Origin of the sequence: Deinococcus peraridilitoris DSM 19664 (assembly GCF_000317835.1) — a bacterium.
Lineage (GTDB): Bacteria > Deinococcota > Deinococci > Deinococcales > Deinococcaceae > Deinococcus_A > Deinococcus_A peraridilitoris.
Genome location: NC_019793.1, coordinates 713678 through 739176, shown reverse-complemented (window position 1 = coordinate 739176; position 25499 = coordinate 713678). Strand labels below are relative to the sequence as shown.

Annotated in this window: 25 protein-coding genes; 13 read left to right on the top strand and 12 right to left on the bottom strand. The window is 64.6% G+C overall.

Annotation, left to right across the window (positions count from 1 at the left end; genetic code table 11):
• Positions 1 to 97 precede the first annotated feature (97 nt).
• Positions 98 to 2383, top strand: a complete 2286-nt coding sequence (locus tag DEIPE_RS03565) for a sensor domain-containing phosphodiesterase (RefSeq protein WP_015234617.1) — start codon at positions 98 to 100, stop codon at positions 2381 to 2383.
• A gap of 7 nt (positions 2384 to 2390) precedes the next feature.
• Here the strand turns inward: DEIPE_RS03565 and DEIPE_RS03560 are convergent, their stop codons facing one another.
• Entirely contained in the window at positions 2391 to 2633 is a 243-nt protein-coding gene (locus DEIPE_RS03560; RefSeq protein ID WP_015234616.1) for a hypothetical protein, read from the bottom strand.
• Positions 2634 to 2881: 248 nt separating this feature from the next.
• Between DEIPE_RS03560 and DEIPE_RS03555 the strand changes: the two genes are divergently transcribed.
• The 4 genes from DEIPE_RS03555 to DEIPE_RS03540 all read left to right on the top strand — a co-directional run bounded on the left by DEIPE_RS03555 (position 2882) and on the right by DEIPE_RS03540 (position 10103).
• Positions 2882 to 3880, top strand: a complete 999-nt coding sequence (locus tag DEIPE_RS03555; RefSeq protein ID WP_041230679.1) for a 2'-5' RNA ligase family protein — start codon at positions 2882 to 2884, stop codon at positions 3878 to 3880.
• 87 nt (positions 3881 to 3967) lie between these two features.
• Positions 3968 to 5323 carry an MDR family MFS transporter gene (locus DEIPE_RS03550; RefSeq protein WP_015234614.1) on the top strand — a complete coding sequence of 452 codons (1356 nt, stop codon included), beginning with the start codon at positions 3968 to 3970 and terminating at the stop codon, positions 5321 to 5323.
• 193 nt (positions 5324 to 5516) lie between these two features.
• Entirely contained in the window at positions 5517 to 7688 is a 2172-nt protein-coding gene (locus DEIPE_RS21960; RefSeq protein WP_015234613.1) for a PRC and DUF2382 domain-containing protein, read from the top strand.
• A 258-nt stretch (positions 7689 to 7946) separates the two neighbouring features.
• Complete coding sequence (locus DEIPE_RS03540) at positions 7947 to 10103, top strand: glutamine synthetase III family protein (RefSeq protein ID WP_015234612.1); 2157 nt, start codon at positions 7947 to 7949, stop codon at positions 10101 to 10103.
• A 141-nt stretch (positions 10104 to 10244) separates the two neighbouring features.
• On the opposite strand, the gene DEIPE_RS03535 is transcribed toward DEIPE_RS03540, so the two are convergent.
• Both DEIPE_RS03535 and DEIPE_RS03530 read right to left on the bottom strand, forming a co-directional pair.
• Positions 10245 to 10442, bottom strand: coding sequence for a hypothetical protein (locus DEIPE_RS03535; RefSeq protein ID WP_015234611.1), 198 nt, complete (start codon positions 10440 to 10442; stop codon positions 10245 to 10247).
• 90 nt (positions 10443 to 10532) lie between these two features.
• Complete coding sequence (locus tag DEIPE_RS03530) at positions 10533 to 10808, bottom strand: WGxxGxxG family protein (RefSeq protein ID WP_015234610.1); 276 nt, start codon at positions 10806 to 10808, stop codon at positions 10533 to 10535.
• Between the two features lie 165 nt (positions 10809 to 10973).
• Between DEIPE_RS03530 and DEIPE_RS03525 the strand changes: the two genes are divergently transcribed.
• Positions 10974 to 11285 (top strand): hypothetical protein, encoded by a 312-nt coding sequence (locus DEIPE_RS03525; protein ID WP_015234609.1) that lies wholly within the window; start codon positions 10974 to 10976, stop codon positions 11283 to 11285.
• An 80-nt stretch (positions 11286 to 11365) separates the two neighbouring features.
• Here the strand turns inward: DEIPE_RS03525 and DEIPE_RS03520 are convergent, their stop codons facing one another.
• The 8 genes from DEIPE_RS03520 to purC form a co-directional block, all read right to left on the bottom strand.
• Positions 11366 to 11797: a hypothetical protein gene (locus DEIPE_RS03520; protein WP_015234608.1), complete on the bottom strand. Its 432-nt coding sequence runs from the start codon at positions 11795 to 11797 to the stop codon at positions 11366 to 11368.
• A 141-nt stretch (positions 11798 to 11938) separates the two neighbouring features.
• Positions 11939 to 13360 (bottom strand): amidophosphoribosyltransferase, encoded by a 1422-nt coding sequence (purF, locus tag DEIPE_RS03515; RefSeq protein WP_015234607.1) that lies wholly within the window; start codon positions 13358 to 13360, stop codon positions 11939 to 11941.
• A complete protein-coding gene (gene purL / locus DEIPE_RS03510) occupies positions 13357 to 15600 on the bottom strand; it encodes a phosphoribosylformylglycinamidine synthase subunit PurL (protein ID WP_015234606.1) in 2244 nt (747 codons plus the stop codon). The genes purF and purL overlap by 4 nt, the downstream gene beginning before the upstream one ends.
• Positions 15597 to 16100, bottom strand: a complete 504-nt coding sequence (locus DEIPE_RS03505) for a DinB family protein (protein ID WP_015234605.1) — start codon at positions 16098 to 16100, stop codon at positions 15597 to 15599. Before DEIPE_RS03505 ends, purL begins: the two co-directional genes overlap by 4 nt.
• A gap of 3 nt (positions 16101 to 16103) precedes the next feature.
• Positions 16104 to 16595, bottom strand: a complete 492-nt coding sequence (locus DEIPE_RS03500; protein ID WP_015234604.1) for a DinB family protein — start codon at positions 16593 to 16595, stop codon at positions 16104 to 16106.
• A complete protein-coding gene (gene purQ, locus DEIPE_RS03495) occupies positions 16592 to 17269 on the bottom strand; it encodes a phosphoribosylformylglycinamidine synthase subunit PurQ (RefSeq protein ID WP_015234603.1) in 678 nt (225 codons plus the stop codon). The genes DEIPE_RS03500 and purQ overlap by 4 nt, the downstream gene beginning before the upstream one ends.
• Positions 17269 to 17535 carry a phosphoribosylformylglycinamidine synthase subunit PurS gene (purS, locus tag DEIPE_RS03490; RefSeq protein ID WP_015234602.1) on the bottom strand — a complete coding sequence of 89 codons (267 nt, stop codon included), beginning with the start codon at positions 17533 to 17535 and terminating at the stop codon, positions 17269 to 17271. Before purS ends, purQ begins: the two co-directional genes overlap by 1 nt.
• 67 nt (positions 17536 to 17602) lie before the next feature.
• Positions 17603 to 18340 (bottom strand): phosphoribosylaminoimidazolesuccinocarboxamide synthase, encoded by a 738-nt coding sequence (gene purC, locus DEIPE_RS03485; RefSeq protein ID WP_015234601.1) that lies wholly within the window; start codon positions 18338 to 18340, stop codon positions 17603 to 17605.
• 448 nt (positions 18341 to 18788) lie between these two features.
• Between purC and DEIPE_RS03480 the strand changes: the two genes are divergently transcribed.
• The 6 genes from DEIPE_RS03480 (at position 18789) to DEIPE_RS03455 (ending at position 24784) form a co-directional block, all read left to right on the top strand.
• Positions 18789 to 19028: a hypothetical protein gene (locus DEIPE_RS03480; protein WP_015234600.1), complete on the top strand. Its 240-nt coding sequence runs from the start codon at positions 18789 to 18791 to the stop codon at positions 19026 to 19028.
• Positions 19025 to 19837: a metallophosphoesterase gene (locus tag DEIPE_RS03475; protein ID WP_015234599.1), complete on the top strand. Its 813-nt coding sequence runs from the start codon at positions 19025 to 19027 to the stop codon at positions 19835 to 19837. Before DEIPE_RS03480 ends, DEIPE_RS03475 begins: the two co-directional genes overlap by 4 nt.
• Before the next feature lie 120 nt (positions 19838 to 19957).
• Positions 19958 to 20836 (top strand): phosphate/phosphite/phosphonate ABC transporter substrate-binding protein, encoded by an 879-nt coding sequence (locus DEIPE_RS03470; RefSeq protein ID WP_015234598.1) that lies wholly within the window; start codon positions 19958 to 19960, stop codon positions 20834 to 20836.
• Positions 20837 to 20944: 108 nt separating this feature from the next.
• Entirely contained in the window at positions 20945 to 21691 is a 747-nt protein-coding gene (phnC, locus tag DEIPE_RS03465; protein ID WP_015234597.1) for a phosphonate ABC transporter ATP-binding protein, read from the top strand.
• Positions 21688 to 23430, top strand: a complete 1743-nt coding sequence (gene phnE, locus DEIPE_RS03460) for a phosphonate ABC transporter, permease protein PhnE (protein ID WP_015234596.1) — start codon at positions 21688 to 21690, stop codon at positions 23428 to 23430. Before phnC ends, phnE begins: the two co-directional genes overlap by 4 nt.
• Before the next feature lie 115 nt (positions 23431 to 23545).
• Positions 23546 to 24784 carry a glucose-1-phosphate adenylyltransferase family protein gene (locus tag DEIPE_RS03455; protein ID WP_015234595.1) on the top strand — a complete coding sequence of 413 codons (1239 nt, stop codon included), beginning with the start codon at positions 23546 to 23548 and terminating at the stop codon, positions 24782 to 24784.
• A gap of 20 nt (positions 24785 to 24804) precedes the next feature.
• On the opposite strand, the gene DEIPE_RS03450 is transcribed toward DEIPE_RS03455, so the two are convergent.
• Complete coding sequence (locus tag DEIPE_RS03450; protein WP_015234594.1) at positions 24805 to 25119, bottom strand: hypothetical protein; 315 nt, start codon at positions 25117 to 25119, stop codon at positions 24805 to 24807.
• 118 nt (positions 25120 to 25237) lie between these two features.
• Here DEIPE_RS03450 and DEIPE_RS03445 point away from each other — a divergent pair, with 118 nt between their 5' ends.
• Positions 25238 to 25498: a hypothetical protein gene (locus tag DEIPE_RS03445; RefSeq protein ID WP_015234593.1), complete on the top strand. Its 261-nt coding sequence runs from the start codon at positions 25238 to 25240 to the stop codon at positions 25496 to 25498.
• Position 25499: the final 1 nt, after the last annotated feature.

Sequence of the window (25499 nt, the reverse complement as noted above, 5' to 3'; positions counted from 1 at the left end):
AACGAAGACGGTGTGTCTGTAAGAAATTCGTGAGGAAACCCTTCGTAAAGTGAATACAGGACTTCCATTTCAGCTTAACCCTCACCCCAAAGGACTCATGCGCCCACTCCTGCCCACCACTGAAGCTCAGCGCCTGCAGGCGCTCGCGTGGTATGACCTGTCAGATCCCTCCGACACGGCGGTTTTCGATCAGTTCACGCGCGTCGCTCAGCAGCTCTTTGCAACACCCATAGCGCTGCTTTCCCTCGTTGATCAGGACCGTCAATGGTTCAAGTCCTGCCAAGGGCTGGATTTCCGTGAAGGACCACGGGAGGACGCCTTCTGTGCTCATACCATCCTGTCGGGTGAGCCACTGGTGGTGCTGGACGCCACGCGCGCTCCGGACTTCGTGCACAACACCTTTGTCACACAGCACGGTGTCCGCTTCTATGCCGGGGTACCCCTGATTACGCCCGATGGGTGCGCATTGGGAAGTCTCTGCGTGCTCGACACCACACCCCGCCAGGAGGTGAGCCCGGCGCTGCTCGCGGCCTTGCAGGATCTGGCACGGCTCGCCGTCGAGCAGCTGGGCTACCGTATTCGGGAGCGTGCGCGCCGAGAAGCTTCCGGAAAGCTGCACCTGCTGGAAACCATCGTGGCCAAGGCGAGTGACGCGGTGATGGTCATGAAGGCCAACCCCGACTGCCCTCACGTCCCTGAAATTCACTATGTCAACGAGGCCTTCACGAAGCTGACCGGCTACGAGGCCGAAGAGGTTCTGGGCCGCTCACCCGAGCTGCTGTATGGCGAGCAGACGGGCAGCGAGGTTCTGGAACGGCTCGATCAGGCCCTCGCCCGAGGCGAAGCGGTCCGTACCGAAATTCTGACGTACCGCAAGGACGGCAGCGAACACTGGGTCGAGGTCAACTTGAGTCCGGTGCGAGGTGAGCACGACCAGATCGAGTTCTGGCTGTCGATCCGCCGTGACATCACCGAGCGCAAGCGTCAGGAACTGCGGCTCTCGGAGGAGCACGCGGACCTCGAACAGCGGGTCAGCGAGCGCACGCAGGCGCTGCATGCGCTGAACGTGCAGCTGGAACACGACTCACTGCACGACTCGCTGACCGGCCTCGCCAACCGGGCGCTCTTCACCAAAAGGCTGGAACAGGCGGTCCAGCAGGCCATACCGGATGATCCACGCAAGTTCGCGGTGCTGTTTTTGGATTGTGACCGCTTCAAGGTCATCAACGACACCCTGGGGCACTCGGTCGGAGACGAGCTGCTGATCGGTGTGTCCAAGCGGTTGCAGGCACTGGTCCGCCCCTCGGATCTGGTGGCCCGGTTGGGCGGCGACGAGTTCACCGTCCTGCTCGAGGATCTCGACAACCTCGACGCGGTGCTGCACATCACCGAGCGCCTGTTGCGCGCTTTCGGAACACCGTTCTACGTAGGCCCCCACGCCCTGTACATCGGTGCCAGCGTCGGCATCGTGAGCGGTGAAGGCTACACCAACGTGGACGACGTGATGCGCGACGCCGACATTGCCATGTACCGCGCCAAGAGTGAAGGCCGTGGTCGATTTGTGCAGTTCGACCTCAGCATGCGCGAAAGCACCGTCAAGCAGATGCGCATGGAAAACGATCTGCGCCGGGCCCTCTTGCACGACGAACTCGACGTCTATTACCAGCCGATCGTGGACGCCCGGAGTGGCACCATCCACGGCCTGGAGGCCCTCGCGCGCTGGCCGCAACCTGACGGCAGCATGATCAGCCCAGCGGAATTCATTCCGCTGGCCGAGGAAACCGGGCTGATCATCGAGCTCGACCGCTGGGTTTTGTTCGAGGCCTGTAGGGCCATGCAGGATCTGCAGGCCCGCTTTGGTCAGGCCAGCGATTTTACCCTCAGCGTCAACATGAGCACGCAGCAGTTCGCACGCACCGATTTCCTGGAAACCATTGAACTGGTCCTGCACGCCAGTGACTTCCCGGCCCCACGATTGATGATCGAAATCACCGAGTCGCTGCTGATGCAGCGCTCCGATCTGGTGAACAGCAATATTCAGGGCCTCAAGGACCTCGGGGTCCAGATTCACATTGACGACTTCGGCAGCGGGTACTCCAGCTTAAGCTACCTGCAGCAGTTCGCCGCGAACACCCTGAAAATCGACCGGGCTTTCATCATCCAGATGATGGAGCGCCCCGAAAGCGCCGAGCTTGTTCGCACCATCATCATGATGGCGCACAACCTGGGCATGACGGTGGTCGCCGAAGGCGTCGAGACCTCGGCACAACTTGAGGTACTGCGCGCCAGCCAGTGCGAATTCGTTCAGGGCTTTCTCTTCTCGCGTCCGCTGTCGCTGGCCGTCCTGAGCGCGCACCTGGAGCAACAGGTCGCGGCCGTCTGACGGACTTTCAGCCCGAGAAGGCCTCCTGAGGGCTCTGAACTGACCGCGTGCGTCCCTGACGGTAAAAGTCAAGGACGGTGTTCAAGAAGTCCTCGGGATTGTAGGCAGCGCCCTCGGTTTCGGTATAGGTTTCCTCGACGGTTTCGACCAAAAAGCAGCCTTGCGGGCCTTCGACCACCGCCCGGGTGAGGTGACGAGGGTCGTCGGAGGTGTGAATGACGAGGCCGTCGCGCTCGGTTTTGTTCAACATGGCGTTCTCCCGCCACAGTCTGAAAACAGCAGCTGAAAAGCGTTTGAGCCGAAGCGCCCAATTTTAAGGCTTGCTGGCCAAAGCCTTAACCTCGCCTGCCGGGCGCTCTGATCTGTCTTTAGCCTTTTTGGGACAGCACTTCAGGCAGCAGAACTATCCTGAGACATGCGGCTGAGTTTCTGTAGGTATCCAGGCGCACGACCTGGGTGCAGTGAGCCCGGCCGTGTATCAGCGACCCTGGGGCGGTCGTGAACGTGCTGCGCGAAAAGCCAATGCCCGGTGCGTGGCAGGGTATTCCCGCCGACCGAGCGGCTCATGGCGTGATCATCGTGCTGGGCGTGCCACCTGAAATCGCCCGTGCACTCGAAGTGCCAGGGGGTGTCTCCGGTGAGCAGTTGCACCTGACGCTCGTGTCGCTGGGTTCCGCGCACGAATTGGGAGAAGGACGCCTGGAAGCCGTGCGTGAAACACTGCGTACCTTCGCCGCCCGGACGTCCGCACTGCGGGCGCGTGTCACGGGGGTCGGACGCTTCAGCGTTTCACAAGGCAACGACGTCGCTTATGTCAGCGTGGACGCCCCCGAGCTGTCCGCCCTCCGCGAGTCGCTGCTGTGTGATCTGGCGCAGGATGCGGGCCTGGAAGCCGAATATCGGCACGGTTTCACGCCCCACATCACCGTGGCTTTCATTGCGCCCGGCCAGGCCCATCCCTACGAACGCGTGGAGCCGCTCGAGCTGCACTTTTCGACTCTGGAACTGTGGACGGGCCCGCGCCACGACGTGTTCTCGTTGGGCAACTCCGCCAGTGCTGCTGCTCCCTGTGAAGCCGCGCAGGCGGCAGAAGACTCGATTGGGGCGGCGGCGTCCATCGCACTTGAAGCGGTGGCGCGCGACTGGATCGGCCTGGTGGCGACACGCTTGCACCGCTCACCTCCACGCGAACGGGTGCGGATCGTGCAAGAAGCGTTCGATCATCTGCACACCCGTGTGCTGGCCGCGCACCTCGCTGCTCCCGCCCGGGCGTGGGCGGGCATGACGCCGGAAGCGACCCTTGAGGCCCGTGCGGCCCGCTTGAGATCGGTGGAAACGGACCTGACATTGATCTTCGAGACGGCCGCAAAACAGGTGCTTCGCGACTTGCCCACGACGGAAGCGGTTCTTCCTGTAGAGGAGTGGCAAGAACGGCTACGTGCATCGCTAACTCCACTTTTCGCGTGGGCGTCCACCGACGAGGTCTCCTTCGGGTGAGCTGGTAGAGGCCTGCTCAAGGAACGGTCAAGATCTGTGTCCGGCGGATTCTGCGCTCGCCGGAAGCCAGGCGTATGATGTGCCGTCATGGCCACTGCATCCGCGCTTCCTGACGCGCACAAACGTTTGGCGACCGTCGGCCTGATTCTGGGGGTCTTTCTGGCGGCGCTCGAAAGTACCGTGGTGGCGACGGCCATGCCCAGCGTCATCCGGGATCTGGGCGGCGAGCGGCTCTATGCGTTGCCGTTTGCGCTTTACCTGCTCACCAGCACCATCAGCAGCCCGCTATGGGGACGTGCCAGCGACTTCCTGGGACGCCGACGCCTCTACCTGACGGGGGTGGCGCTCTTTTTGCTGGGGTCGGGTCTGGCAGGCGCGGCCCAATCGATGCCTTTTCTGGTCGCGGCGCGCGCTTTGCAGGGACTCGGGGCGGGCGCGGTGCTGCCACTGACCCTGACCGTGGTCGGTGAGTTGTACACCCTGGAGACGCGTGGCAAGGTGCAGGGATTCATCAGCGGGGTGTGGGGACTTTCGGGTCTGCTGGGCCCGCTGGTGGGCGGTCTGATTGCTGATCACGCGTCCTGGCGGCTGGTGTTTTACCTCAATCTTCCGTTTGGCCTGCCGGCTGCCCTGCTGGTATGGCGCTTTTTGCGCGAGCAGGTCGAGGTGCGCCCGGTGCGGCTTGACCTGCTCGGCGCCTCGCTGTTCACGCTGGGCAGCGGCGCCCTGATCTGGGGCCTGCAGCTTGAGGCCTGGACGTGGTGCGCCTTGGGCGGAATCTGCCTGGCACTCGCGGCGTGGGCCGAGGCACGCCATCCGGCGCCGCTGCTGCCGGTGGCCAGCCTGCGTCAGCGGCTGCCACGTGTTGGGCTGCTGGGAAACCTGCTGGCGGGCGCGGCGTACTTCGGCACCATCGCTTACCTGCCGCTGTACGCTCAGGGCGTGACGGGCCGGGGCGCGACCGAGGCGGGCGTGCTGCTCACGCCGATGCTGGTGGGCTGGACCATCACCAGCATCATCGCTTCGCGCGTGATGGTCCGCTTCGGCGTGCAGCGCCTGGTCAAGCTGGGTTTCATGCTGTTGGTGGTGGCATTCGCAGCGTTCGCGCTGCTGGTGTCCGCGCCCTTGTGGACCATGGCCGCCGCCGGCTTTCTGGCAGGCAGCGGGATGGGGCTCAGCATGTTCAGCCTGCTGATCGCGGTGCAGCAGGCCAGTCCGCGCGCCGAACTGGGCGCGGTCACCTCGGCCATTTTGTTCTCCCGGACCATGGGCGGCGCACTGGGCGTGGCGCTGATGGGCTTGCTGATCGGCCCAGGGCTCACGACGCTGGGCGCCGATCTGGCCGAGGGACTGCGCCGGGCGTTTCTGCTGGGCCTGCTGCTGGTTTCGCTGGCCTGGCTGCTGTCCTGGCGTCTGGACCCACCGCCGCCTCGCGCACCGTGACGTGAGACGGCGCTCTTGAGAGCGTCTTCAGCAAGCCTCAACCGAAAGGGAGATTCTGAAGATTTTTTGCCTGCCTCACAGGAACTTCGTAGAACCAGGGCGAAACAATAACTACATTCCAGCCGCTTGGCCGGAGACGCAATGCCGCAACGAGGCGGGCCTCCTCCGAGGAGCGCCAAAGAAAGGAGGGTGCGTGCCACAGCTCGAACGGCTTTCAACCCTGATTCGTGAGCACAACGACATCCTGCAGGACACGGTCTACAATCCGCTGGGTGCTGAAGCCTACGGCGGGCAGGGCGAGACGCTCGGCAAGGTAGACGACGCCATGGTCGAGCCAGGCAGCGGCCAGATCCGCTTTCTGGTCCTGAAAGTGGGCAGCTGGTTCACGAACAAGCTGGTTGTGGTTCCGGTGAACCTCGCGCGCATCGAGGAAGGCGGAATTCATTTCGACAGCCTGACCAAAGAGCAGCTTCGTGACATGCCCGAATTTCAGGACGACGAACCGCTCTGGGTCGAGGACGCGGCGCCCCAGGTTCCACGCCCGGCGGTCACGTCGCAAGACGAAGGCAGTCTCGGCAGCGACACCCACCGCACCGGTGCGGCGGGTTATGCGGCGACTGTTGGGGGTGACTCGAACGTACCGCAGCGACTGCAACTTCTGCAGGAGCGTCTGATCGTGCACAAGGAGCGTCAGCGGGCAGGCTCGGTCGAGATCGGCAAGCACGTCGAGACCCGCACCGAGACGCTGGAAGTGCCCGTGCGCCACGAAGAAGTGGAAATCACGCGGCACACCGTAAACCAGCCAGTCACGGGCGCGCCCGCCGAACTCGGCTCGCAGCGCATTCAGCTGGACCTCGAAGCCGAGCGGCTGCAGGTGCGCAAGCAGGCCTTTGTGGCCGAGGAGATCGAGCTGAGCAAGCGTTCGGTCACCGAGCAGCAGACCTTTACCGAGCAGGTTGGGCGCGAGGTGCTTGACGTGCGTGAGAACGGTGACCTGCGCGTGCGGACAGCGGAGGATACCGCAGCTTCGGCGCCCCGAACGACCACATCCCCAGCCGCTCAACGTACGGACACCCACCCGGAGGTATATATGACCGAACGCACCAACGATCAGGTTCGCCCCTTGTACGCCGCTGACGAGCAGACCACGGTGATCAAGGAAGTACGGACGCAGCCGGAGAACAACCGCAGCAAGATTCTTTACCCGCTGGGTGCCTCGGTGCTGGCCGGGCTGGCTTACGCGCTGGGCCGCCGCCAGGAGCACGAAGCGACCCCGCAGCACGCGCTGGCGCAGCACGTGTCCAACCTGGGCCGCTCGCTCAGTGGAGCCGGTTCGGCCGTGATCAGCCGCGCCGCGGAATCGGGCAGCGCCCTGGGCGAGGTGGCCAAAAATGTCACCCAGGGCGCCGTCAAGACGGTGGCCAAACTGCCCGAAGCGGTGTCGTCGAGCGTCGAGACGACTTCGGCGCGCCCGAGGGCCATGGAATTTCCTCTGCCTGCCATGCCGAAGCTGCTCAACACCCAAAGCGAGGACCATATGAGTGACAAAATCAAAAATGCCGCCCGTGAAGCTGCTCAGGAGGCCCGCCGCGCCGCCCGCGAAGTACCCCGCACGGCCGAGGTGCGCTCCTTCGTGAAGCAGGAAGTCCAGGAACTCGAAAAGCAGCTCGACCGCCAGCTCGACAAGCAGCTCGAGCGTCAGCAGAAGAGCTTCGAGATGCAGCAGAAGAACTACGAGCAGCTGCTCAAGCAAAGCGCCCAGCGTCACGAAGAAGTGCTCGAAGACCTCGGCAAGCAGCTGTCGAACCTCAAAGTGGACGTGCGCATGAAGGAAGGTGGCGGCTTTCCCTGGAAGCTGCTGCTGTTGGGCGGCGCCGGATACTACCTCTACCGCAATCCGGCCCTGCTTGAGCGCGCGATGGGCTACCTGCGCAAGCTCAGCCCGAACGCCGCTGAGAACCTGCAGAACGCCGGTGAGGCCGCGCGTGAGGGCCTGCAAAGTGTGCAGCGTGGAGAAAACCCCGGCCCGGCAGTGAAGAACGCCCTGTCCGAAACCCAGCAGGCCGCGCAGAAAGCCGTCAGCAACGTTCAGGACAAGGCCCAGGACCTCAAGAACAACGCGCAGGATCAGGCCCAGCAGGGTGGGCAGGGAAGCGCACCGGCGGGACAGAGCCCTCAGCAGGCGGGCGTGCCTCCAGTGGATCCCGCCAGCCGCCAGTCGGGCATGACCGGAGCTCAGCCGAAGGGTCCTCAGGACCAGGCGCAACAGTCTCAGGGCGCGCCGGCCACGCCCTCCAACATGACCGGCCGGATGGGCAACCAGACGACCGGCAACCAGAAGGGCGACAAGAACAACCGCCGCTAAGCCTGCTTGCAACCTGTCAAAGAACTCCTGGCCCAGGCCAGGAGTTCTTTTTTGATCACTGCAACCGTATGCCGTCTATACCGCTCAGACACCATCCTCTTCCGGCGCTTGCAGAGTGACGGGTGTAACGTTGTATCCTGAGATGCGAGGAGGATGACCGAAAATCATGGCGAATCCTACGAACGACCCGGCATTTTTTGCATTTTGTCGCGAAGAAAGTGGACGGCATGTCACTCGGCACCTCACAACGGAGCCACGATGAACCATGACTTTGATGTCGTTTCGGCCGCGCGCAACTGGCGCCTGGACAGTGTCACGCCAGCCACTCCCGCTGCAGTCGTCGGTGAGCTGTTTGCGTCGGATGTCCTGACGCTCGACGAATTGCGCCACCGCCTGAGCAAACCCGTCTTCCGGTCGCTGCAGTCCACCATCGAAGGCGGAGCGACGCTCGATCCGGCCATTGCGGACACCGTTGCGCTCGCCATGAAGACCTGGGCCATGGAAAAGGGCGCCACGCACTACACCCACTGGTTTCAGCCGCTGACCGGTTATACGGCCGAGAAACACGACAGCTTCCTGTCACCCACCAGCGAGGGTTCGGCGATCGCGCAATTCGGCGGTAAAGAGCTGATCCAGGCCGAGCCTGACGCCAGCAGCTTTCCCTCGGGGGGGCTGCGCGCCACCTTCGAAGCGCGCGGCTACACCGCCTGGGACCCTTCCAGCCCGGCGTTCATCATGCGTCACGCCAACGGTGCCACCTTGTGCATCCCCACGGCCTTTGCCAGCTGGACCGGTGAGGCGCTCGACCTCAAGACCCCCTTGCTGCGCTCGGTCGAGGCGCTCAACAAGTCGGTCCTGAAGGCGCTCGACCTGTTCGGTCACACCGAGTCGCGCCGGGTGGTCAGCACGCTGGGGGCCGAGCAGGAGTATTTCCTGATTGCCGAGGAGTACTACTACCGCCGCCCTGATCTCGTGATGAGCGGCCGTACCCTGTTCGGCGCCCAGCCGCCCAAGGGCCAGGAACTCGAGGACCATTACTTCGGCGCGATTCCTGACCGTGTGCTGTCCTTTATGACCGACGCCGAGATGCAGATGTACGCTCTGGGCATTCCGGTCAAGACCCGCCACAACGAAGTGGCCCCCGGTCAGTTCGAGATCGCTCCGATTTTCGAGCACAGCAATGTCGCCGCTGACCACCAGCAGCTCGTCATGCAGATTCTGCGCAACACCGCACGCAAGTACGGCCTGGTGTGCCTGCTGCACGAAAAACCCTTCGCGGGCGTCAACGGCAGCGGCAAGCACTGCAACTGGAGCATGGGCACCGACATCGGCCTCAACCTGCTCGAGCCCGGCGATACCCCGCACGAGAACGTGCAGTTTTTGTTCTTCTGCGCCGCGGTGATCAAGGCCGTCGATCTGCATCAGGACCTGCTGCGCGTCAGCGTAGCGAGCGCCAGCAACGACCACCGCCTGGGCGCCAACGAAGCGCCGCCCGCCATTATCAGCATCTTCCTGGGCGAAGAACTGACCGACATCTTCAACCGCCTGGAGAGCGGCCAGGGTGGACGCGGCGCCGAAGCGGGCGTGTTGGGGCTGGGCGTCTCGGTGCTGCCGCCGCTGCCCCGTCACGCGGGCGATCGCAACCGCACCAGCCCATTCGCTTTCACCGGCAACAAGTTCGAATTCCGCGCCGCCGGTTCCTCGCAGTCGATCAGCATGCCCATCACGGTCCTCAACACCATCGTGGCCGACGCAGTGTCGACGCTGACCGAGCAACTGCAGGCGAAGCTCGCTGCCAGCCAGGAATTCGACGCGGCCCTCGCGGAGCTGATCCGGGAAACCTATGTCCAGCACAAGCGCATCGTGTTCGACGGTGACGGCTACAGCGAAGCCTGGCACCAGGAAGCCGAGCGGCGTGGCCTGCTGAATCTGCGCACGGCCCTCGACGCCATCGAGCAGTTGGGCAGCGACAAGAACGTGGCACTCTTCGAGAAGTTCAACGTGCTTTCCCAGCGTGAAGTCGAGGCCCGCCAGGAAATCATGTATGACATCTACTTCAAGACGGTGAACATCGAGGGCGAGACCACCGAGTACATCGCGCAGACTCAGATTCTGCCCGCCGCCCTCAGTTACCTCAAGGACCTGTCGGCCGTGGGCGTCAAGAGCCGGGCCGTCGAAGGGACGACCGATGAAGTGACACGGGTGGTCGACGACCTGTACGACGCCCTGCAGATCCTGCGCGAGCACAACGCCGCGCTCGGCGGCGAGGAAGTGCACCAAAAGGCGCACCACATGCGCGACCACGTGCTGCCCGCCATGCAGGCCGTGCGCCAGGCCGCCGACAAGCTGGAGCGCATCGTCAGTGAGCAGCACTGGCCGCTGCCCAGCTACCGCCAGATGCTGTTCGTGAAGTAAATCAGGTGAAGTAAACCAGTCCAGGGAGGCCGGCCGCGGAAATGATTTCCGCGGCCGGCCTCCCTAATCGTTCAAACCCGGGCTCTCCCAGGCCAATCAAGTCAACCGATCAGCGCCCTGAACTGACTGCGGAGCGTTGATTCAGAGTTTGCCTGCGTAATTCGCGCAGACGACCGTCGAACCGTTGGTCATGACACGTTGCACGCGCTGCACCGAGTAGCGCCTTCCCGCGTGATGAATTTCGTCGTTGCGGCGAACGCTCACGCCTGGCAGCACCGTAAAGACCTCGGTACCAGTGGAACAGGAGTGCGCGCTGATCTCGTTAGGCTGAATGATCATGCTTCAGTCTATCAGGCAGCCACGACTCTCCGTTGCCAGAAGACGAGAACACCCACCGGGGCAGAGCCGGTGGGCCGTCTAGGAAACGCCTCAGCGACGGGCGCCGGTATTGTCGGGCACGACGACGGTTGGCGTGGGCTTGCGCAGTCCGGCCAGCCCCGCCAGCCCCAGCAGTCCCAGCCAGCCCCAGTCCATGCCCCGGTCTTCGTTTTGGGTTGCGGTGTTGGTGGTGCCAGTATTGGCCGTGTCGGTCGTGTCCGTGGTGCCGGTCGTTCCGGTGGTGCCCGTGTCCGTCTGGGCGAGCGCGGGCAGCGGAGCGAGGAGCAGCAGTAAAGCAGTCAGCGTAGTTTTCGTCATTTTCGTCATGTTCAAGCCTCCTGTCAGCTTTTGCCGGTGTCCCTTTGTTCGGCGCCCTCAGTGTGCGGCGATGATTCGTGCAATCTGCGTGCGCAGCCTTAAGGCGCTTTCAGCTGACGGCGAGCGATTCTTTATCACCCACGCCCGCGGGGCGTATTTCGCTACCCTGCGCACATGTACCTCGTTCAGCTGTTGCTGCCGCTGTATGACAACGAAAATCGACCTTTCCCGGGCGCGCACTACCGGACCCTGCGCGAAGAGCTCACCGCACGCTTCGGAGGCCTGACCGCGTATTCACGCGCGCCGGCCCTGGGCCTCTGGCAGGACGAAGAGCAGGGTCAGGTGGTGCGTGACGACGTGGTGGTATACGAGGTGATGACCGGCGAGCTCGACCGCGACTGGTGGCGAGATTATCGCAAAACCCTGAAAACGCGTTTCCGGCAGGACGACCTGCTGATGCGCGCCCAGCAGGTCGAAGTGCTTTGACGCTCGACTGGCCAGGCGCGGAAGGTGCAGGTATGTGAAAGGGGACTTGCCATCGGCGAGTCCCCTGGCGGTCTTCAGGTTCAGCGGGATTGTTCCTGATTGTCTTCTTCCTGATTGTCGTCGGCGGTTTCGTCGTCCGCGAGGCCTTCATTGTTGGTGACGTTGCTCTCGCCGCCGCTGCTCACGTTGTTGCCGCCGTTGTCCTTACGGACTTCACCGCCGGTGGTCGTGTCGGTTCCGGCCCCGCTGGCCGCGCCACGTCCATTGGGGTCCTCGGCCTTGTCGTCCTCGTTCTCGCCACCGCTCGGCGTTCCCTCGCCCTGTCCGCCGACGGCGCCGTTCTCACCCTGATCGCGCTTCTCACCGCCACTCGCGCCACCCGCCGGGGCACTGTTGGTCTGGTTGCCGCCCTCAGCCTGCGCGCTGGGGGCGGGCGCAAAGTTGTACAGCAGCACCAGGGCGATCAGCCCGATCAGCAGCCCGGTGGCCAGGCCCAGAATTCCCTGTTTCATGGTCATCCTCCCTGTCTTCATGCTGGGCCACCCGCATAAGCTGCGGCTCTCAGAAGGCTTGTGAAAACCGTAAGCCTGCTGGCACCATAAACGGGCCACAAAAAAGCGTCCCCAGGTGGGAACGCTGATCCGGGCCGCGCCTCAGACTTCGAGGGCGAGCTTGTTCACATCATTTTCCAGCGGCACCCCGGCCGGGTACTCGCCGTTGAAGCAGGCAATGCACAGCCCTGGGCCCGCAATGGCGCGCCGCAAGCCGACTTCGCTGATAAAGGACAGGGTGTCCGCGCCGATCAGCGAGCGGATTTCCTCGACGCTGTGCGTGCTGGCCACCAGTTCCTTACGGGCGGCGGTATCGATGCCATAAAAGCAGGGATGCTGGATGGGCGGGCTCGACACCCGGAAGTGTACCTCGGTGGCGCCCGCTTCACGCAGCAGGTTCACGATCTGGCGGCTGGTGGTGCCGCGCACGATCGAGTCGTCCACCAGCACCACCCGCTTGCCGCGCACCGCGCTGGTGGGGGAGAGCTTGAGCTTGACCTTCAGTTCGCGCGCTTCCTGGGTCGGCGCGATAAAGGTGCGCCCGGCGTAAGGATTCTTGTACAGGCCGTAATCGAAGGGAATGCCGCTTTCACGCGAGTAGCCAATGGCCGCCCCGATGCCGCTATCCGGCACCGGTACCACGATGTCCGCTTCGACCGGGTACTCACGCGCCAGCTGCTCGCCCATGCGGATGCGCGATTCGTGCACGTCGGTGCCGTCGACCTGGCTGTCGGCGCGCGCGAAGTAGATCCACTCGAAGGCGCAGGGCGTGGGTTTGTGGCCTTCGAGCACCTGCAGGCTGTGCAGTCCGGTGCGGTCGGCCCACACCAGCTCGCCGCCCTGCACGTCACGTACGAATTTGGCGCCCACCGCGAACAGGGCACAGGGCTCCGAGGCAAAGACCCACGCGCCGTCGTCGCGCTGCCCGATGCACAGGGGACGCACGCCGTTGGGGTCCCGGAAACCCAGCAGCTGCGTGCGGCTCATCAGCACCACCGCGTAGCCGCCCTGCAGCTCGCGCATGGCCCGCGCGGTGGCGTCGATCAGATCGAGCCTCGCGAGACGCGCCACCCGGTTGAGCATGACCTCGCTGTCGTTGGTCGTCTGAAAGATCACGCCGTCGTCGAGCATCTCCTGGCGCATCTCGCGGGCGTTCACAAAGTTGCCGTTGTGCGCCAGGCCCAGAATGCCCTTGTTGGTGCGCACCGTCAGCGGTTGCGAATTGAAGCGCAGGTTGCTGCCAGTGGTGCTGTAGCGCACGTGACCGATGCCTACCCGTGCGCCGCCCAGCCGCACCTTGTCAAGGCGCGTCTCGTCGAAGACCTGACTGACCAGCCCCAGGTCCTTTTCGACCAGAAAGCTCTCGCCGTCGCTGACACAGATGCCGGCCGCTTCCTGTCCGCGGTGCTGCAGCGAGAACAGCCCCAGATAGGTCAGCCAGGCGATGTCGGCCGGCTGCGGGCTGTAAATCCCGAAGACGCCGCACTCTTCCTGAGGCTTGTCGGTGGCTGGGTCGAAGATCAAGACAAAACCTCACGCAGAGGGCGTTCGAAGGCGTCGGAGAGGGCGCTGAGGGTCACGCTCAAGTCTAGGGCCTGACGAGGCAGCGAAATGGCGAACTCGTTACCACCCACGGTTCCCAGCTGAGAAAAAGGCACGTCAAGTTCGCGCAGCAGCGCCTCGGCCTGCTCCTGCTGGCCCGCCGCAATCGCCACGACCAGACGCGAGTGCGCTTCGCCGAACAGGGTCGCGTCGGGCCGCAGGTCGGTGTCGAGCGTGACGCGCAGGCCCAGGTTACCGCTGATGGCCATTTCGGCCAGGGCCACGGCCAGTCCGCCTTCGGCAAGGTCGTGCGCGGTCCGCGTGAGGCCCGCGCGAATCAGCGCCAGCACGCCCTGGATCACGCGCTGTTCACGTTCCAGGTCGAGGGCCGGCACCTGACCCGCCTCCAGACCGTGAACGGTCTCCAGGTACTGGCTGGCCCCCAGTTCGCCGCTCAGCTCTCCCAGCAGGTACAGGGCGTGGTCGGCGCTCTTGAGGCCCATGGTCGCGCGAAGCTCCACGTCGGGCAGCACTCCGACCATGCCGATCGTCGGGGTGGGGTGAATGGCGACCGTGCGGGTGGTGCCGTCCGGCTGGGCTTCGTTGTACTGGTTGTACAGGCTGACGTTGCCGCCCGTCACCGGGGTGTTCAGGGCCCGGCAGGCGTCCGCGATGCCCTGGGTGGCGCGTTGCAGCTGGTAGTACACCTCGGGACGGTGCGGGTTGCCGAAGTTCAGGTTGTCGGTGATCGCGAGCGGCGTGGCGCCCACGCAGGCCAGGTTGCGCGCCGCTTCCGCGACGGCAGCGGCCGCGCCCGTGTAGGGATCGAGGTACACGAAGCGCGGATTGCAGTCGCTGGTGGCCGCCACCCCCTTGCGAATGCCCTTGACCCGCAGCACGGCCGCGTCTGCTGCGCCGGGCAGCACGACGGTGTTGGTCATCACCTGATGGTCGTAACGCTCGAAGATCGGGCGTTTGCTGGCAATGGTCGGGTGCGACAGCAGTTGCAGCAGCACCTCGTCCAGTTTTTCCGGCACCGGCACGCCCGAGAGGTCCATCTCGCGCCGGGCGCGAATCTCTTCGCTCTCGACGCCTTCACGGGTGTACTTGGGCGCCTCGTTCAGCACGCTCACCGGCAGGTCGCACACGACCTCGCCGTGCCAGAACAGGCGGTAATTGTGGTGCTCACGAACCTCGCCGATCACCACGACGTCCAGTTCCCACTTGGCGAGCAGATCGAGGAGTGCCTGCTCCTTGCCGGGCACCGGCACCAGCACCATGCGCTCCTGCGACTCGGACAGGCACAGTTCCATGGGGACCATGCCTTCCTCGCGGGTGGGCACGGCGCCCAGGTCCATGTCGACGCCCAGATTCGCGCGGTAAGCCATCTCGCAGGTGCTCGAGACCAGCCCGGCGGCGCCCATGTCCTGCACGCCCGCCACCAGCCCTTCCTCAATGGCTGCCAGGGTCGCTTCGAGCAGCAGCTTTTCCATGAACGGGTCACCGACCTGCACGGCAGGCCGGTCGGCGCCCGAGGCGTCGCTGAGGTCGGCGCTCGCGAAGACCGCGCCGCCCAGGCCGTCGCGGCCGGTCTTGCTGCCGACGTACACGATCTGGTTGCCTACCGCGCCCATGGTGCCCTTGGCGAGATCCTCGTGCCTGAGGAGGCCCAGGGCCATGACGTTCACCAGCGGGTTTTCCTGGTAGCTGGGGTGAAAGGTCACCTCACCGCCCACGGTGGGCACGCCGATGGCGTTGCCGTAATGGCTGATCCCCTCCACGACGCCGTGCAGCAGAAACTGGGTGCGCGGGGAATCCAGGTCACCGAAACGCAGCGAATCGAGCACCGCAAAGGGGCGCGCGCCCATCGCGAAGATGTCACGCAGAATACCGCCCACGCCGGTCGCGGCGCCCTGTACGGGCTCCACGGCGCTGGGGTGGTTGTGCGACTCCATCTTGAAGGCCACCGCGTACCCGTCGCCAATGTCCACGACCCCGGCGTTCTCGCCCGGCCCTTGCAGCACCTGAGGGCCGGTGGTGGGAAACACCGAGAAGAGCGGGCGCGAATTCTTGTAGCCGCAGTGCTCGCTCCACATGGCCCCCACGATGGCGGCTTCCAGGGCGTTGGGTTCACGGCCAATCTGCGAAACGAGAAGATCGTACTCGTCGGTTGTCAGGCCGAAGGTACCGGCGCGGTCACGCAAAGAAACGGTCTGGGTCACAACAAACTCCCGGAGTGCTTGAGGGCGAACTGCATCTGCCCGCGGTGGTAGGCGGTATGGCGAACGTGGTAGAGAAGGCCGTCGATGACTGCCCTGGGTCTGGTCAAGGTGGGCCACGTGGCGTGGGGAGAAAAGCGCTCGGCGGGCGCCTCTTCGATAAAACGCAGGGTGTCGGTACTGACGGTATTCAGTGCGTTCACGATGACGTCCTGAGGGTCTGTGATGCAGGCGACGCTTGGGCCGAAGACGCTTTTGGTGAACTCCGCGTCCTCAAATCCCAAATAGGCGTAGCGAAGAGCCGGATTCACGCCGTTCAAACCGGGCTGTACCACACAGCGCGACCAGTCGACGATGTGCAGAACATGCCACGCAATGCTGTGTCCCTGGTCCGGTTGCCTGTGAAAGGCTGCGGGTGAGCATGTTTGCGCGACGTCCTGAAACGCAGCGAACTCCTGACTCAGGGCACGCCAGAGGAGCTGCCTCGTGGCTTCGTGCGGCATAGCTTACAGGCGGCTCTTGCCCAGTTGCAGGGCGGTCAGCTTGATCTGCCCACGGTGATAGGCGGTGTGGCGCAGCTGCCCGCCCAGGCTGGGCAGCAAAGGGCGCTCACCAAAGGGCGTGACCGCGCTGCCCGCGAGCGCTCCGTCGCTCAGGGAGCGCAGCTCGCGCAGTGCCTCGGCAAAGACCGCCTGCACCTCGACCAGAACGGCCGTCTTGCCGCCCTGTTCGGTCACGCGGGTGGGGCCTTGCAGCTTCTGCGTCCACTCCTTGTCTTCCCAACCCAGATGTCCGTAGGACGCCGTGAAGTCCTGCAGCACCAGGACACGCGTCCATTCGGCGATGTGCAGGGCGTGCCAGGCGACACTGTGCCCACCGCCTTGCGGTGCGTGCGCGAACAGGTCCTCGGGCACCGCCTCCAGCGCGCTGACGAACGCCTTGGTTTCCGTTTCGAATTGCTGCACCAGAAAATCCTGCAGCGAAGCGGCGGCGCTCATACGGCGAGCGCTTTCTTGCCCAGAAAAGCCTGCAGGCTCTCGAAGATGCCGCGTCCGTCGGTGCCACCCAGCACGCCTTCGACCACGCGTTCCGGGTGGGGCATCATGCCCAGCACGTTGCCTCGCGCGTTCACGATGCCGGCGATATCGTTGAGGCTGCCGTTGGGGTTGCCCAGGTAGCGAAACGCCACGCGGCCCTCGCCTTCCAATTCGGCCAGCGTCTCGGGGTCGGCGTAGTAGCTGCCTTCACCGTGCGCGACGGGCACGCTGAGGGTCTGGTCGAGGCTGTAAGCGCCCGTGAAGACGCTGCTGGTGCTGGTGACCTGCAGGGTGACACTGCGGCACACGAAGTGCAGGTGACCATTGCGGGTCAGCGCGCCGGGCAGCAGGCCCGACTCGCACAGAATCTGAAAGCCGTTGCAGATGCCCAGCACCGGGCCGCCCGCGTCCGCGAATTGCTTGACGCTCTCCATGATGGGGCTGCGCGCCGCGATGGCGCCGCTGCGCAGGTGGTCGCCGTAACTGAAGCCGCCCGGCAGAATCACGGCGTCCACCCCCCCGAGGCTATGCTCGGTGTGCCACACCAGCTGCGCCTGACCGCCCTGCACCTCAACGGCGCGCACCGCGTCGGCGTCGCAGTTGCTGCCGGGAAACTGCACGACCGCGACGCGCATCAGACGCTCGCCTGCAGCGCGAGCTCCTCGATTTCGACGCGCGCGTCTTCCATGACGGGGTTGCTCAGGACGGTGCCCGCCAGTTCGCGCGCCTGCGCTTCGACGGCGGCGCGCTCTCCTTCGAGGACCATCTCGATCAGTTTGCCGACCCGCACCCCCGACACGTTGTCGTGACCGAGGTGACTGACGGCCCGCTCGACCGTGCGGCCCTGTGGATCGAGGATGCTGGGCTTGAGGGACACGAAAACACGAACCTGGTATTTCATGGATGCCTTCTTTGCAAACAGGACTAAGGAGTTGGGCAGGAAACGAGGGCGCGTCAGTGACTCGGCGTCAGCGGCTCAGGGGCGTGCTCGTGGGGTCCGCTTCGCTGATGACGCGGCGCAGCATTTCCTGATAGGCGTCCTCGACGCCGCCGAGGTCACGGCGGAAGCGGTCCTTGTCGAGCTTCTCGCCGCTCTGGGCGTCCCAGAAGCGGCAGGTGTCCGGGCTGATCTCGTCGGCCAGCACGATCTCGCCGTCCGGAGTCTTGCCGAACTCCAGCTTGAAGTCGATCAGGCGTACGCCACGCGCCGCGAAAAAGGGCGTCAGGAAGGCGTTGACCCGCAGGGCCAGCGTGCGGATGACCGCGAGGTCCTCCTCGGTGGCCCAGCCCATCGTGACGGCGGTGTCGGTGTTGATGAGGGGATCGCCCAGTACGTCACTTTTGTAGTAGTACTCGACCACGGGCTGCGAAAGCAGCACGCCCTCGGAAAGTCCCAGACGCTTGCTGAACGACCCGGCGGCGACATTGCGCACGACCACCTCGACGGGCACGATCTCGACCGCTTTCACCAGCTGCTCGCGCTCGGAGAGCTGCGCCAGAAAGTGGGTGGGAACGCCGGCCGCTTCCAGGCGTGGGTACAGGACGCTGGTGATGGCGTTGTTCACCACGCCCTTGTCCGCGACCGTGCCGCGCTTCTGGGCGTTGAAGGCGGTCGCGTCGTCCTTATACTCGACGATGTACTCGCCCGGCTTGTCCGTGGCGTAGACTTTCTTGGCTTTGCCTTCGTAGCGGAGTTCACCCTTCATGCTGTCTCCTCCTGGCGGAGGAAGTGCCCCCGCGTTCTGCTGAAGCGGCGCAGCGCTCCAATAAGGTAGGACGAGCGCAGCACAGGACGTGCTCCGCTCGTTGGCTGGTGTCATCGGTCATACGTTCTCCAACGCCGCCTCTCGTGCGGCCATCGCCCGACATCGGGCGCGCGCCTCGCAGGGCACAGTCTGGAAAAGCTACAGAAAAAGATGTGACCGGGCGTCCGCTCGGTCCTGCCTCAGCTTAACATCTCTGATGAAGAGAACAAGAAGGGGGTCCGCGCCTCGTACAGTAATTCTGCAGTGAATGGGTAACGAAAGGGGAGTGCAGCCTGGCGGTGACAGGATACGGTGATGAACATGCTGCACCAGTCATGCCCGGCCAACGACGCGCGGAATGAACAAGTCCTTGCCTGCCGTGCCCGCGGGCGCGCCGTAGACTGACTTCATGGAGCACTACCTCATCGTCGAAGAGCAGGAAGGCGACATCGTGGAAGTAGAACTGAGCAATGGACTGCGCACCGAACTGCCCCTCGCGTGGCTGCCCGCGGGCGCCTCGAACGGCGCGGGTTTTCGGGTGGAAGTGGGTGTCGGCCAGATAAGCTTCGTGCCTGACGAGCGCGCCGCCCGTTTTGTCCGCGAGCGTAACAAGCAGACCCTGCTCGAATTCACCGACGAGGTGGAGTGAGTTCTTCACTTCTCGCCGGGGCGGAGGTTGTGTACGCCGTGCCCGACCTGCACGGAAGGCTCGACCTGCTCGAAGGCGCCCTGGCGCACACGCAGGGCGCGCATCTGGTCGTGCTGGGCGACGTGATCGATCGAGGGCCGGGCAGCCTGGAGTGCGTGCGGCTGCTGCTGGAACTCGAACAACTGGGCCTCGTGACGCTGTTGTGGGGAAACCACGAACAGATGGCCTACAGTGCCCACGCCTGGTACACCCGTTACGAAGAGAAGGGCGAACTTGACGACCTCCGCGCTGCCCGGTCCAATTTCAGGTGGTGGCAAGGCAATGGAGGCGATGCTCTGCAGCGCGAGGCAGGCCGCTTTGGCGTGGAGAATTACCCACCCGAGCTGGTCGAGTACTTTTCCCGCCTGCAGCTGATGGTGTTCGTTGACGCGCGCGGCGTGCACACGGCGCCGCCGGACGACGTGAGCGTGCTGGCGGTGCACGCCGCGCCGCCCCAGCCGCACCCGGATTACCCGGACCCGGACACTGCCGCCCTGTGGCTGCGTCCGGAAGACGGTCCGTTTCCGTTGCCGCCTGGCGTGAGCTGGAGCGTGCATGGCCACACACCACTTCCCAACCCACGCCAAATAGGCGCGCAGGTGTATACCGACCTGGGCGCGGTCCGTACCGGGCGATTGTGCCTGACCCGGCTCGATCCGGGCGGTCCTCGTGAGTTGCTGGTGCTGCACGCGCCGAAGGCCACCCACCGTGCCGCGCGCCCTGAGTACCCTGGAGAGCTGCCCTTTCGGTCGGTCTTTCTGACTTCCTGATCGCCGGGCAGGCGCGAGCGGAACGTCCGCCTTCAGGGCTCACACGCCACCTTGAGCTTTTGTTTATACTTATTGCTTGGAACGGCCACGCCAGACGATCGGGCCACCTCCAGGAGAACCATGAAGAAAATGCTCGCACTGCTCGCGCTCGGCACATTTGCCGGCAGCGCTTACGCCGCCGAAAACTGCCGTGTCATCAACATGGGTTTCAACCCGGCCCAGGACAGCAACGCCGTGCTTACCAACGGCCGCGCCATTGCCAAGTACATTGAGAAGAACGTGCGCGGTGTGGAAATCAACACCACCGTGGCGCAGGACTACGGCGCCCTCGTCGAGGCGATGCGCTCCAGCAAGCTGGATTTTGCCTGGCTCTCGCCGGTCAGTTACGTCGAAGCGCGCGACAAGGCAGGTGCCGACGTGCTGCTCAAGAGCGTGCGTGGCGCAGGCCCGTACTACTGGAGCGCCTTTGTGGTCCGCAAGGACAGCGGCATCAAGAAGATCGAGGACCTGCGCGGCAAGAACATTGCCTGGATCGATCCGACCAGCGCCGCCGGTTACACCTTTCCCCGCGCGGCCCTGGTGGCCAAGGGCATCGATCCCGACAAGTTCTTCGGCAAGCAGACCTTTGCTGGCAAGCACGACTCGGCGGTGCTGTCGCTCGTGAACGGCACCGTGGACGTTGTGGCCACCTTCAGCAACAACACCAAAGGGGATAGCGGCTCCTGGACGCAGCTCCTCAAGCCCGAGCAGGCCGCCCTGGTGACGCCCGTTGCCTACAGCAAACCCATTCCCGGCGACACCCTCAGCGTGCGCGCCGCCTACCAGAAGGAGTGCGAGGCTGTCACGACGCGCGTGCGCGCCGCGATTGCCGGCATGGGCAGCAACCCCGAGGGCAAGGCACTCCTCACCAACCTTTACCGCATCGACAAGATGATTCCCGCCAAGGACGCCGATTACAACATCGTCCGTGACGCCATGAAGGCTGCACAGAAGAAGTAAGCACGGCCACTTCAGGGGGAGGCGCAGGCCTCCCTCTTTTTCTGGCCTGTCCGAACTGATTTCGAATTGATTTCACCAAAGGCCGCTAGAGCAGCCTGGAGGACCTGCATGATCGAGGTCAAGAACCTCAGCAAAATCTACCCCAACGGCACCGTGGGCCTTGATGACGTGAACGTCACCATCCAGAACGGCGAGTTCGTGTGTGTCATCGGACTCTCGGGTGCGGGCAAGAGCACCTTCCTGCGCTGCATCAACCGCCTGAACGACGCCACCAGCGGCCAGATCCTGATAGACGGTGACGACATCGCCTTTGCGAGTGGCCCGCGTCTGCGCCAATTGCGCCGCCGCATCGGTTTCGTGTTTCAGCAGTTCAATCTCTCCACCCGCCTGAGCGCCATGGAGAACGTGCTCTCGGGGCGGCTGGGTTACCACAACCGCTTTTCAGGCGTGCTGGGTCTGTTCACCGCCGAGGACCGCAGAATTGCCGAAACGGCCCTGACGCGCGTCGGCCTGGCCGACCGCATGAACGTGCGTGTCGACCAGCTCTCCGGCGGTCAGCAGCAACGCGTGGCCATCGCGCGCGCCGTCGCGCAGCAACCCACCTTGATTCTCGCCGACGAGCCCATGGCGAGCCTCGACCCCAAACTCAGCAATGTCATCATGGGCATTCTCAAGGAATTCAACAAGGACGGAATCAGCGTGCTGGTCAACATTCACGTGCTGGAACTCGCCCTGCAGTATGCCGACCGTATCCTGGGCTTCAACAAGGGCAAGCTGGTCTTCGACGGTCCTCCCAGCGCGCTGAGCCAGGACGAAATCGACCGCATCTACTCCGGAAGCGTGGCGGACCTGTGAGCACCCCGCTTCTGCTGGCAATTCTGGCGGCGGGGATCACCTGGCTGGCGCGCGGCTCGGGACGGCGGCTCGGTGTGCTGGGCAGTGTCGGTCTGCTGATCGCCTTCTTTGCCCTGCCGTTTGTTGCCGTCGTCGGCGCGCGCAGCGATCAGGCGCTGGGCATGACGCCCTTCGGGCTCAGCTTCGTGTATCCGCTGCTGTGGACCGCGCCCGTGCTGGCCCTCGTGGCCCTGCTCCTCAGCCTGCGAGGCTCGGCCCGTGTGGGCGGCCTGGCGCTGGCGGGGGCCGGACTCGTGGGCATTGGCTTGCCCCTGGTGTTCCAGAACGGCAGTGAGCAGCTGCTCAGCGTGCGCAGCGTTCCCGGTGTGCTGGAAGTGCTCTTTCCGCTGGTGATCGGCGTCGCCCTGGGTTTGCTCGCGCTGGGGCAACGGGGTCGGCAGCGCGCTTATGGTCTGGTCATCGCGCTCGCGGTGCCGCTGACCCTGCTGGCCCTGCTGGCGTCGGGTACGGGCGAGCGTCTGTTTCCGGATCTGCGCGGGTACTACAAGCTCGCGGCGCCGGTGGCCGCGCAACAGGCTGCCCTCGTCGTCAATGACTGGCAGGCCGATCTGGAGTTTTACAACGAGGACGCGCAGAAACTGGCGCGTGACTGGCAGACGGTGCGCCGACAGCTCGCGACCGGCGGTTATGCCTCGACCGAGCGCGCCAAGCAACGCCGGGACTTTTACCGGATTCGCCAGGATTACGCCGACCGCCGCCTGGAGCCCGGCACCGTGCCGACCCTGCAGGCCATCTCGACGGCCGGCCAGTTGCCGTTCGGGTACGCGCCGGGGCCCGATGCGAGTGAGGCTGGTGTCCGCCGTGTGCTGGTGCGCCGGGCCGATTACGGCTTCGGGGCCTGGATCCTGTTTGCCGGTCTGGCACTGGGTGGGGGCCTGATTCTGGTGGGCCGGGGTGCGCTCGCCCAGGAACGGGGCGACCTGCGCAACGGCCTGCTGCTGGCGGGCGTGGTGACCGCCGTACTGGCCGGGTTCAACTCCACCGAGTTCAACTTGCGCGAGCTGATCATCGGCTGGCCCAACCTGGTAGATCTGATCGGGCGTTCATGGCCACCGGACACCGGCTTTATCAGCGAGGTCATGAAGCAGATGCTGGTGACGGTCAACATCGCCTTGATCGGAACCGTGGTGGCGGCGGCTTTTGCCTTGCCGCTCAGCCTGCTCGCCGCGCGCAACCTGACCTTCCGCAACGCCCTGATGCGCTTTTCGTACGTGGTCACGCGCACCTTCTTCAACGTGGACCGTGGCGTCGATACGCTGATTCTGGCGCTGATCATCGTTTCCGCCGTGGGCCTGGGCCCCTTCGCGGGCGCGCTGGCGATGGCCGTTCACTCCATCGCCGACCTGGGGAAGCTGTACTCCGAAGCCATCGAGAACGCCGAGCGCGGTCCTATCGAGGCACTGGAATCGGTTGGTGCGCCGGGCACCAGCGTCATTCGCTGGGGCCTGATGCCCCAGGTGCTGCCGCTCTTCCTGAGCTACACCCTCTACCGCTTCGAGATCAACTTCCGCGTTTCGATCGTGCTGGGATTCGTGGGTGCGGGCGGTATTGGTTTCCTCCTGAACGAGACCATGCGCGCCTTTCAGTATCAGCAGGCCATGGTCGGGATCATCACCATCGTGCTGGTCGTGAATTTGCTGGATTTCATCAGCGCCGAGATTCGCCGCCGTCTGGTATAAACGTTCTGGCTGCGGCGGGGTGGCCCGTTTGACCCACCCCGCCGTTTTTCGCGCGATTGACGCGTGTTTACTTGCGCCCCATCCTCATCAGCTGCGCGACCGCGACACTACCGTCATGAAGACTCGCATGGCCGGACAGACCGTTCTCACGCTGATCCTCGCGGGCGGCAAAGGCAAACGCATGGGGGTGCTGACCGAAGGTCGCGCCAAGCCGGTGATGCCCTTCGCGGGCGTGTACCGCCTGATCGACTTCGCCCTCAGCAACTGCGCGCACAGCGGCCTGTCGGATGTCTGGGTACTGGAGCAGTACGAGTTGCACAGCCTCAACGACCATTTGTCCAGCGGGCGGCCCTGGGACCTCGACCGCACGCACGGTGGCCTGCAGGTCCTGCCTCCTTACCAGGGCCAGGACGATCAGAATGAACAGGGGTCCGAAGGCGAGGCGTTTGCGCACGGCAATGCGCACGCATTGTTTCTCAACCGTCACCTGATCCGCGAATTCGCTCCGGACGTGGTGCTGGTCCTCTCGGCCGATCACGTGTACCTGCTCGACTACGCTGAGGTGGTGCAGCGGCACCTGCAGACCCGGGCGAGCGTCACGATGGTCACCACCCAGGTACCGGTGGGGGAGACAGCGCACCGCTTTGGGAATGTTACGGTGAACGGCGAGGGCCGCGTCACCGGTTTTGCCTACAAGCCCGAAGAACCCATCTCGGACCTTGTCACGACAGAAGTGTTTGTTTACGACGCCACGACGCTGCTCGATCGACTGGAAGAGCTGGCGCGCCGGCACGGCGATCTGCAGGACTTCGGCGATGAACTGCTGCCCGACCTCGTGCAGGGTGGGCGCGCTTTTGCGCACCGCTTCGAAGGGTACTGGCGCGACGTCGGCACACCGCAGGCGTACTGGGAAGCGCATATGCAGCTGGTCGACGGCGAAATTCCGTCCCTGGACGCGCCTAGTTGGCCGCTGCTCACCTTCGGGGTGCCGCGCGCCCCGGCACGAATCGAGGGAAGTGCGCGGATCATTGCGAGCCTGCTTTCGCCGGGCAGCCGGGTGGCAGGCCACGTGGAGCGTTCGGTGTTGGCGCCGGGCGTCGTCATCGAAGCGGGCGCCAGCGTCCATGAGAGCGTCCTGCTGAGCGGCACGGTGGTTCGCGTGGGCGCGCGCGTAGAGCGCGCGATTGTGGACGAGGACTGCGAAATTGGCGCGGGCGCGGTGGTGGGCGGGTCCGGTGAGTTGACGCTGGTCGGACAGGGCGCCCAGATCAAAGCGAACTCGCACATCGAACCGGGGCAATCATTGCCCGCGCGTGAGCGATTCGCGAAACTTCAGACCTTCAAGGGCCACTGAAAAGCAGCGTACCGTACCGTCTACAACGCGATGTCGAGACCGCTCAGGCACTCCTCGGCAATCGCCCGAGCGAGCGGATCGCGCGTCGAACGCGCGTACGAAATGCCCAGGTGCAAATGCTCCTGGGCGACGCCGCGGTTGTCGAGGGCGAGGGTCTGGTAGTACGCGAGGTGGGTGTGGGCCAGCAGCACGTCGCGCGTGCGTTCGGGCGGCAGGCTGCGCAGCAGCTGCAAGGCCTGGTTGTACTCCCGCACGGCTTCCTGGTCGTTGCCTTCGATGGCCGACTCGCGCCCCCGCTGCAGCAGGCGGGCGGCGGTGAGAAAGGCAGGGCGCATGCCCGCAGTGTAGCGCGCACATCCTGCGGCCAGGAAGCTCTCCGCTCAGGCGGAAGCTTTGCCTTGCGGCCGCGCTGTGAACTCCGGACAAGCCGGACGACGCGAAGTAGCATGAAGCATGACCGCGTTGTTGGCGTCACCCGTGCTGGATTTCGTGCTGTGTGCGCTGCTGGCGCTCGTGGGTCTGTGGTGGGGCGGTCAGGCACGGCGCGGCCTGACCGCGAGCGGATCGGTGCTGGGTGGACTGCTCAGCGGAGGGCTGCTGTTGCTGCTGATTTTCATCAACCTGGGTGGGAACCTCGTACCGGTCGTGGTGGGCGTGGTGGCCCACCTCGTGGGGTCGTGCGCGGCGGTCTTTTCTTCCGGTCCGGACACTTGAG

Coding starts and splice junctions, on each gene's coding strand:
- DEIPE_RS03565 (WP_015234617.1), top strand. CDS start 98: ATGCGCCCACTCCTGCCCACCACTGAAGCTCAGCGCCTGCAGGCGCTC.
- DEIPE_RS03560 (WP_015234616.1), bottom strand. CDS start 2,633: ATGTTGAACAAAACCGAGCGCGACGGCCTCGTCATTCACACCTCCGAC.
- DEIPE_RS03550 (WP_015234614.1), top strand. CDS start 3,968: ATGGCCACTGCATCCGCGCTTCCTGACGCGCACAAACGTTTGGCGACC.
- DEIPE_RS03540 (WP_015234612.1), top strand. CDS start 7,947: ATGAACCATGACTTTGATGTCGTTTCGGCCGCGCGCAACTGGCGCCTG.
- DEIPE_RS03535 (WP_015234611.1), bottom strand. CDS start 10,442: ATGATCATTCAGCCTAACGAGATCAGCGCGCACTCCTGTTCCACTGGT.
- DEIPE_RS03530 (WP_015234610.1), bottom strand. CDS start 10,808: ATGACGAAAATGACGAAAACTACGCTGACTGCTTTACTGCTGCTCCTC.
- DEIPE_RS03525 (WP_015234609.1), top strand. CDS start 10,974: ATGTACCTCGTTCAGCTGTTGCTGCCGCTGTATGACAACGAAAATCGA.
- DEIPE_RS03520 (WP_015234608.1), bottom strand. CDS start 11,797: ATGAAACAGGGAATTCTGGGCCTGGCCACCGGGCTGCTGATCGGGCTG.
- DEIPE_RS03505 (WP_015234605.1), bottom strand. CDS start 16,100: ATGCCGCACGAAGCCACGAGGCAGCTCCTCTGGCGTGCCCTGAGTCAG.
- DEIPE_RS03500 (WP_015234604.1), bottom strand. CDS start 16,595: ATGAGCGCCGCCGCTTCGCTGCAGGATTTTCTGGTGCAGCAATTCGAA.
- purQ (WP_015234603.1), bottom strand. CDS start 17,269: ATGCGCGTCGCGGTCGTGCAGTTTCCCGGCAGCAACTGCGACGCCGAC.
- purS (WP_015234602.1), bottom strand. CDS start 17,535: ATGAAATACCAGGTTCGTGTTTTCGTGTCCCTCAAGCCCAGCATCCTC.
- purC (WP_015234601.1), bottom strand. CDS start 18,340: ATGAAGGGTGAACTCCGCTACGAAGGCAAAGCCAAGAAAGTCTACGCC.
- DEIPE_RS03480 (WP_015234600.1), top strand. CDS start 18,789: ATGGAGCACTACCTCATCGTCGAAGAGCAGGAAGGCGACATCGTGGAA.
- DEIPE_RS03470 (WP_015234598.1), top strand. CDS start 19,958: ATGAAGAAAATGCTCGCACTGCTCGCGCTCGGCACATTTGCCGGCAGC.
- phnC (WP_015234597.1), top strand. CDS start 20,945: ATGATCGAGGTCAAGAACCTCAGCAAAATCTACCCCAACGGCACCGTG.
- DEIPE_RS03455 (WP_015234595.1), top strand. CDS start 23,546: ATGAAGACTCGCATGGCCGGACAGACCGTTCTCACGCTGATCCTCGCG.
- DEIPE_RS03450 (WP_015234594.1), bottom strand. CDS start 25,119: ATGCGCCCTGCCTTTCTCACCGCCGCCCGCCTGCTGCAGCGGGGGCGC.
- DEIPE_RS03445 (WP_015234593.1), top strand. CDS start 25,238: ATGACCGCGTTGTTGGCGTCACCCGTGCTGGATTTCGTGCTGTGTGCG.